At 41.3% G+C, this 7,239-nt stretch carries 6 protein-coding genes; 4 read left to right on the forward strand and 2 right to left on the reverse strand.

Features of this window, described 5'->3' with window-relative positions; all coding sequences use genetic code 11:
* Window positions 1-348 precede the first annotated feature (348 nt).
* From B5D06_RS06000 to B5D06_RS06015, 4 genes are all read left to right on the forward strand, one after another.
* On the forward strand, window positions 349-2,286 hold the full coding sequence (locus tag B5D06_RS06000; RefSeq protein WP_078737107.1) for an NAD(+) synthase: 1,938 nt from the start codon (window positions 349-351) through the stop codon (window positions 2,284-2,286).
* 163 nt (window positions 2,287-2,449) lie between these two features.
* The gene (serC, locus tag B5D06_RS06005) at window positions 2,450-3,529 is read left to right on the forward strand and encodes a 3-phosphoserine/phosphohydroxythreonine transaminase (RefSeq protein WP_078737108.1); all 1,080 of its coding nucleotides are present in this window, start codon (window positions 2,450-2,452) and stop codon (window positions 3,527-3,529) included.
* Window positions 3,530-3,619: 90 nt separating this feature from the next.
* On the forward strand, window positions 3,620-4,540 hold the full coding sequence (locus tag B5D06_RS06010) for an NAD(P)-dependent oxidoreductase (protein ID WP_078737109.1): 921 nt from the start codon (window positions 3,620-3,622) through the stop codon (window positions 4,538-4,540).
* Between the two features lie 80 nt (window positions 4,541-4,620).
* Window positions 4,621-5,868, forward strand: coding sequence for a DUF1015 domain-containing protein (locus B5D06_RS06015; RefSeq protein WP_078737110.1), 1,248 nt, complete (start codon window positions 4,621-4,623; stop codon window positions 5,866-5,868).
* 140 nt (window positions 5,869-6,008) lie between these two features.
* On the opposite strand, the gene B5D06_RS06020 is transcribed toward B5D06_RS06015, so the two are convergent.
* Window positions 6,009-6,875, reverse strand: coding sequence for an NAD kinase (locus tag B5D06_RS06020; protein WP_078737111.1), 867 nt, complete (start codon window positions 6,873-6,875; stop codon window positions 6,009-6,011).
* Window positions 6,876-6,966: 91 nt separating this feature from the next.
* A partial coding sequence (locus tag B5D06_RS06025; protein WP_143742625.1) for an ISAs1 family transposase occupies window positions 6,967-7,239 on the reverse strand: 273 nt, incomplete at its 5' end.

Here is a 7,239-nt window from a genome sequence, read left to right on the forward strand (position 1 = left end):
GCTATAAGAACTTTGGGAAAAGTTTGATTCTTCTCTCCCAAAAGCTCTAAAGCATCTTAGCGAAAGTTGTTTTTCTCCTGAGCAATTCTTTATTTTTAGATTGAATATATATATACGTAACTTGAATATATATATACGCAATACTGGAAATATATATATTCAATCTAAAAATAAAGAATAACTCTCGTTCGGAAGAACTTTATAGCGGGTGCTAAATTGTTTTTCTTTTTCTCTTTGTGATGTTTTATCGTTTACGTATACTTCAATATATTCTGTGGCAAAGAGTATCTTTGCTGGGTATTTAGCTCAAAATAGATAGAGAAAGTTTTCAAAGCATACTACGAAGTAATGAAACACGGATTTGTAAAAGTAGCTGCCGCAGTACCTTACGTACATGTTGCCGACTGCTACTATAATATAGAGCGCATCAGTGAAATGGTGCATCAAGCAGACGCTCAGGGAGTGGAGATTGTTACTTTCCCCGAGCTTTCTATAACAGGTTATACTTGTGGGGACCTTTTTTTGCAACCCTTCCTGCTCGAAGAAGCCAATGCGGCTTTGTGTAAACTGGCCGAAGATACTGCCGATACCGAGATACTAATTATAGTGGGTATGCCTGTTAGAGTAGAAGAGAAACTATTCAACAGTGCTGTGGTATTACAGAAAGGACGTATATTGGGTGCTATTCCCAAGACATACCTGCCCAATTATAGAGAGTTTCAGGAGAAGCGTTGGTTTTCTCCCAGCGATGTGCTCCAATATAAGACCGTGTATATAGGAGAGCATGAAGTCCCCATTGGTCATAATATTCTTTTTCGTTCGGGCAAGGTCGGTATCGGTATAGAGATTTGCGAGGATATGTGGACCCCTTATACCCCAGGTACTCGCCTTAGTCTTTATGGAGCTCATATTATATTTAATCTCTCGGCAAGTAATGAAAATGCAGGTAAGCACAACTACTTACGCTCTATTATAAGTGGCCTTTCGTCACAAGGATTGTGCGGATATGTATATACTTCCAGTGGGTACGGAGAAAGCTCTACAGACCTTGTTTACACGGGAAAGGCTTTCATTTCGGAAATAGGAAAGATAGTCAAAGAGATGAAGCGTTTTGAGTATCGAGAGCGAATGATCATTAGTGATATTGACGTGTCTCATATTCAAACAGAACGTTTGTTGAATAGTAGCTTCAAGGCGGCAGTGTCTCACTTTACACAAGAGACCATTACGGAGATTCCTTTTTCCCTTCGATCGTGTGAGGACTCTGCACCAGTTGATAGACCAATAGAGCGCAACCCTTTTATGCCCGAAGGCGTCAATCCCGACGAGAGATGCGAGGAGATGTTTGAGATACAAGTGTGTGGCTTGGTGCAACGCCTGCGTCATATGAATGCACAGCATGCCGTAGTGGGGATTTCTGGTGGGTTAGACTCAACTTTGGCCCTCTTGGTTACCGCTACAGCCTTTGATATACTGAATATTGCCAGAGAAAACATCATCGCTATTACCATGCCAGGGATGGGGACTTCCTCAAGGACTTTGCAAAATGCTCGTACCCTGATGAGTGAGTTGGGTGTTACAATGAAGGAAATAGATATTACAGACTCGTGCATGCTTCACTTCAAGAAAATAGGTCACGATCCAGAAGTGCATGATACCACTTTTGAGAATGTGCAAGCACGCGAACGTACCCAAATACTAATGGATATTGCCAATCAAAAGAAGGCCCCTGTGATTGGTACGGGAGACCTTTCTGAAATAGCCTTAGGGTGGTGTACATACAATGGGGATCACATGTCAATGTATTCTGTAAACGCTACAGTTCCCAAAACATCTGTTGCCCTGATTACGGCTTGGTATGCTCGCTTTAGATCGATTTCGGAGCAACTATCCAAAACCCTGTTGGATATTGTAGATACTCCGATAAGTCCAGAGTTATTACCTGCTTCGGGAGGAGAGCTTTCTCAAAAAACGCAGGATATAGTAGGCCCTTACGAGTTGCACGATTTCTTTATCTATCACTTCCTTTTCAAAAAGTGTGAACCGAGTAAACTGTTTTATTTAGCGCGTGAAGCTTTCCATGGGGTCTATTCTGCTGGAGTAATCAAGAAATATATGCTTTTATTCTTCCGTCGTTTCTTCAGCCAGCAATTCAAGAGAAACTGTATGCCCGATGGCCCTAAAGTCGGGTGCGTGAGCTTATCTCCAAGAGGAGAGTGGCGTATGCCCAGTGATGCTGTGAGCTCTATGTGGCTTAGAGAGATAGAGAACTTGTCAGAGGTATGATACTTAAAATTCTTTTTACTTGCTTTGTCTCAAAACATTGACTACCTTTGCAGGCAGTGAGTCTATTTAATGTGCTCCCTGCTATTTGTTAGAGATATTTTGTCTCTTTTCAAAAGGATCAGTTGACTATATAAATAAGATAAAATAAAAGGTAATTTCAGCAATGAAAAAGCACAATTTCAATGCGGGACCATGCGTCCTCCCAAAAGTTGCAATAGATGCAGCTATCGAAGCAATCCGTGATTTTGACAACACAGGAATTGGTATTCTCGAGATTTCTCATCGTACTCCAGGTTGGGAACGTATTATGAAAGAGACTGCCGACCTATGGCGCGAGTTGCTCAACATTCCTGATAATTATGAGGTAATGTTCCTTGGTGGAGGCGCAAGTACACAGTTCTTTACAGTTCCATTTAACCTTATGGGCAAAAAGGCTGCGTTTTTACAAACAGGTGTTTGGGCTAAAAAGGCAGCTAAGGAGGCTAAATTGTTTGGAGAAGTAGAGATTGTTGCTTCTTCTGAAGACAAGAATTACTCATACATTCCTAAGGGATATACTATTCCTACAGATGCAGACTATTTCCACATCACTACTAACAATACTATCTACGGTACTGAAATTCACGAAGATATTGATAGCCCTGTTACTTTGGTGGCGGACATGTCTTCAGATATCATGAGTCGTCCTGTAGATGTTAAGAAGTATGGACTGATTTACGGTGGTGCACAAAAGAACGTAGGTCCTGCAGGGGTAACTTTCGTTATCGTTCGTAAGGATTTGATTGGTACAAGCGGAAGAGAAATGCCTACAATGGTTAATTACAATACGCACTGTGGAGGAGAAGAGCGTGATAAGTCAATGTTCAATACGCCTCCTGTGTTCTCAATCTTCGTGATGCACGAAACATTGAAGTGGGTTAAGTCTATCGGTGGTCTTGAGGCAATGTACAAGCTTAACAAAGAAAAAGCAGAGTTGCTTTACAACGAAATCGATCGCAACAAGATGTTCGTAGGAACAGCTGCTAAGGAAGACCGCTCTTTGATGAACGTATGCTTCGTAATGAAGGAGGAGTACAAGGACAAAGAAGCAGAATTCTACAAGTTTGCTACAGAGCGTGGTATGGTAGGTATTAAGGGACACCGTTCTGTAGGTGGTTTCCGTGCAAGTATCTACAATGCTTGTCCTCTTGAGAGTGTTAAGGCTCTTGTAGAGACTATGAAGGAATTCGAAAGCATGAACTAACTAATAGTATAAAAACAACGTTTGCTCTATAACCGTAGATAATATACCTATCGGTTATAGAGCTCTCTTAAAATATTGAGTAAGAAAATTATGACTAAAGTTCTTATTGCAACCGAAAAGCCCTTTGCAGCGGCTGCGGTACAGGGTATTAAGGGAATCTTCGATGCAGAAGGTTTTGAGACTATTCTTCTCGAAAAGTATACAGAGAAGAAACAGCTTTTAGATGCTGTTGCCAATGTTGATGCTATAATTATTCGTAGTGACATCATAGACAAGGAAGTGTTTGATGCTGCCAAGAATCTTAAGATTGTAGTTCGCGCAGGGGCTGGATATGACAATGTAGATCTTGCTGAGGCTACAGCACATAACGTATGTGTTATGAACACTCCTGGGCAGAATGCCAACGCCGTTGCAGAACTTGTAATAGGACTTTTGGTGTTTAATGCTCGTAACCGCTTCAATGGCAAGTCTGGAAGCGAGTTGATGGGTAAGAAGATTGGTATCTTGGCTTATGGCAATGTAGGTCGTAACGTAGGTCGTATCGCTAAAGGCTTTGGTATGGATGTGTATGCTTACGATGCTTTCATCTCTGCAGATGCAATCAAAGAGGCTGGTGCTACTCCTGTAACTTCTGTTGCAGACCTGTTTGCCAACTGTGATGTTGTTTCTCTTCATGCTCCTGCAACGGATGAAACAAAGAAATCAATCAACTATGAGCTCTTGATGAAGATGCCTAAGAATGCGGTTGTTATCAACTCTGCTCGTAAGGAAATTATTGACGAGGAGGGTATTCTCAAGGCTTTGACAGAGCGTACAGATCTTGTTTATATAACAGACATTATGCCTGGCAACCACGAGGCTATGCTTGCTTTGGGAGAGCGTTATTTCTCAACTCCTAAGAAGATGGGTGCTCAAACAGCAGAAGCTAATAACAACGCAGGTATTGCTGCGGCGAACCAAATTGTTGGCTTTATTAAGAAGGGCGAAGAGCGTTTCAGAGTAAACAAATAAGAAATGAGGAAACAAAGGCTGGACATTGTAGATGAGGTTAGCTTTCTACTTTGTCCAGCTTTTTAATTTATAGATTATATATGGCAAGAATCAAACCATTTAAGGGACTTCGTCCCCCTGTAAATTTGGTAGAGAAAGTATCTTCTCGTCCTTACGATGTGTTAAGTAGCGAAGAGGCAAGAGAAGAGGCTAAGGGTAATGAGATGTCTTTGTATCATATCATTAAGCCCGAGATAGACTTTCCTATAGGCACTGATGAACATGATGAGCGTGTATACGAGAAGGCAGTAGAGAACTTTCGCCTTTTCCAAAAGAACGGGTGGCTCGTTGAGGATGATAAAGAAAACTACTACGTATATGCTCAAACCATGAATGGTAAGACACAATACGGTCTTGTTGTAGGTGCTTGGGTAGATGACTACCTCAATGGAGTTATCAAAAAGCATGAGCTAACTCGTAGAGATAAGGAAGAGGATCGTATGAAGCACGTACGGGTTAATAATGCTAACTTGGAGCCTGTTTTCTTTGCTTATCCCGAAAACAAGGAGTTGGATGCTATCGTAGCAAAGTATACTGTAAATAAGCCTGTGTATGATTTCATTGCCGACATCGATGGCTTTGGTCATACGTTTTGGATTATTGACAAGGAAGAGGATATCAAACGCATTACGGAGATATTTGCTACGTTCGAAGCTCTTTATATTGCCGATGGTCACCACCGCTCAGCTGCAGCCGCTCTCGTGGGTGCAGAGAAGGCAAAGAACAATCCTAACCATAAGGGAGACGAGGAGTATAACTACTTTATGGCTGTTTGCTTTCCCGCAAACCAGTTGACTGTAATTGACTATAATCGTGTGGTAAAGGATCTCAATGGTTTGAGTGATGAGGAATTTTTGGCACGATTAGAAAAGAATTTCACAGTAGAACTCAAGGGTACAGAGATTTATCACCCTGCCAAACTTCACAATTTTGCACTCTATCTTGGTGGTAAGTGGTACTCTTTAACCGCAAAGCCTGGTACCTATAACGATAATGATCCTATCGGTATATTGGATGTAACTATCTCTTCTAACTTAATCCTTGATGAGATATTGGGAATTAAAGATCTGCGTTCCGACAAGCGAATTGATTTCGTGGGCGGTATACGCGGGTTAGGAGAGTTGAAGAAACGTGTGGATAGTGGAGAGATGAAAGTAGCCTTGGCTCTTTATCCTGTAACTATGAAGCAAATCATGGATATTGCTGACACTGGCAATATCATGCCTCCAAAGACAACATGGTTTGAGCCTAAGTTGCGCTCTGGTATCGTAGTACATAAATTGGACTAATTAAAAAAGTCCAATAAATAAAGGGGGTGTGCTGAACGAGATATTCGGCATACCCTCTTGTTTTTATCAGACACTAATAGTTTTATTCTTTTGAGACCGTGTAACTGGCTCAAGAGATTTTGGAAAGTCTTTAGAATCCTTTAACGAGGATTCTTCCCCCACATAAGTTTGGTTCTCAATGTTTCGTAAAATGAGTGTGTCCCCAAGCGGATTATAGACACTTTGTGCGTTGCTTGACGTATTACAATAGGTACTCCCGAGGGAAAAACTGAGAAGCGTCCATCCACTGCAATCGTAAAAGAGGAGCTGCGAGAATGAACCTTCAAATTGATTATTGCATTGTCTGGAATTACCACGGGGCGCATACTCAAACTATGAGGAGCAACGGGTGTGAGAAGAATAACGGGGCAATGAGGGGCTACAATGGGACCATTGACGCTCAATGAATAGGCTGTTGACCCCGAAGGAGGGGCTACAATGAGACCATCTGCAGCGTAATCTGCTAAATAATCTTCGTTGATGTGCGTCTCTACTGTAATCATAGAGCCTGTCTCCCTTCTCTGAATGGCCACTTCGTTAAAGGCATATCCCAAAAATCTACCCTCTACCTCTACGGATAAAATACTACGTTCCTCGATACGATAATCATTGGCTAAAAGGCGATCTATATAACTTAACGCCTCTGAAGCATCAATATCGGTTAAAAATCCCAAGTGCCCTCCATTTATAGCCAGTATGGGTGTAGTAAGATGCTCTACTTTGTGTACTGTTCTAAGAAAGGTACCATCTCCTCCAAAAGATATGATAAGAGAGGCTTTCGATAGGGACTCTTCATCAAGAAGAGAGAGGTCAAAGCTGCCTAATAAAGACCTTTTTTTCAAAGATATAAGGAATTCTTCCTCGACAGAAATATGGGCTCCTAAGTCTAAAAGCCGTGATAGAAAGAATAAAAAATCGGGCAAAGTCTCTGCCTTTGCAATGGTTCCAAATAGAGCTATCCGTTTCATTTTTCTCTTTTGTATTACACTACCTCTCTGCAAAACTATATATACTATATGATATATGGTTATTTAGTTAGCGATATACAGGGCAACCGCATCAAATCTTTAGCAGCTTTTTGAGATAGTCTATATTTAAAGCAGCCTTAAACAACCTTTTCCGTAGGGAAAGTTTGTCTTTATACTGAGAAACAATGGTTAAAGCAAACTTTCTCAACGTGTTTAGATTTGTGGCTGAATAATCCTTACGAGCTCGACAAGCATCTTCCCTAAAGGTTACATCCAAATGCCAATGAAGCCGATTCTCAATCCCCCAATGTCCTCGAATATATTGTCCAATTAACTGACACTCCTCGGGTGGTAAACTGCTGAT

The organism is Porphyromonas circumdentaria (assembly GCF_900167105.1).
Taxonomy (GTDB): Bacteria; Bacteroidota; Bacteroidia; order Bacteroidales; family Porphyromonadaceae; genus Porphyromonas; species Porphyromonas circumdentaria.

Excerpts from the sequence above, each read along its gene's own strand:
- B5D06_RS06000 (WP_078737107.1), top strand. The coding sequence starts at position 349 with ATGAAACACGGATTTGTAAAAGTAGCTGCCGCAGTACCTTACGTACAT.
- serC (WP_078737108.1), top strand. The coding sequence starts at position 2,450 with ATGAAAAAGCACAATTTCAATGCGGGACCATGCGTCCTCCCAAAAGTT.
- B5D06_RS06010 (WP_078737109.1), top strand. The coding sequence starts at position 3,620 with ATGACTAAAGTTCTTATTGCAACCGAAAAGCCCTTTGCAGCGGCTGCG.
- B5D06_RS06015 (WP_078737110.1), top strand. The coding sequence starts at position 4,621 with ATGGCAAGAATCAAACCATTTAAGGGACTTCGTCCCCCTGTAAATTTG.
- B5D06_RS06020 (WP_078737111.1), bottom strand. The coding sequence starts at position 6,875 with ATGAAACGGATAGCTCTATTTGGAACCATTGCAAAGGCAGAGACTTTG.